At 61.3% G+C, this 437-nt stretch carries 1 protein-coding gene; it reads left to right on the top strand.

Annotated elements, in window-relative coordinates; all coding sequences use genetic code 11:
• The coding region (locus J5M56_RS25645; RefSeq protein WP_207938141.1) for a tRNA guanosine(34) transglycosylase Tgt at positions 1 to 437 on the top strand (437 nt) is incomplete at both ends.

The raw sequence follows: 437 nt of genomic DNA, 5'->3' as shown, positions 1-437 counted from the left end.
ATGCGCAAGATCAAGGAGGAGGGCGTGACCTTCGCTTCTCCGGTCGACGGCGCCAAAGTGTTCATGGGCCCGGAAGAGTCGATGCAGGTGCAGCGCGATCTGGGTTCCGACATCGTGATGATCTTCGACGAATGCACGCCGTATCCGGCTGACGAAGACGTCGCGCGGGTATCGATGGAGCTGTCGCTGCGCTGGGCGCAGCGTTCGAAGAATGCTCACGGCGACAACACCGCGGCGCTGTTCGGCATCGTCCAGGGTGGCATGCATGAAAACCTGCGCATGCGCTCGCTCGAAGGCCTCGACAAGATCGGCTTCGACGGCCTCGCCATCGGCGGTCTGTCGGTGGGCGAACCGAAGCACGAAATGATCAAGGTGCTGGATTATCTGCCGGGCCAGATGCCCGCTGACAAACCTCGTTACCTTATGGGCGTTGGCAA

Source organism: Pseudomonas sp. 51_B, assembly GCF_017491595.1.
In the GTDB taxonomy this organism is placed as follows: Bacteria; Pseudomonadota; Gammaproteobacteria; order Pseudomonadales; family Pseudomonadaceae; genus Aquipseudomonas; species Aquipseudomonas promysalinigenes.
This window is presented reverse-complemented; position numbering and strand designations above follow the sequence as displayed.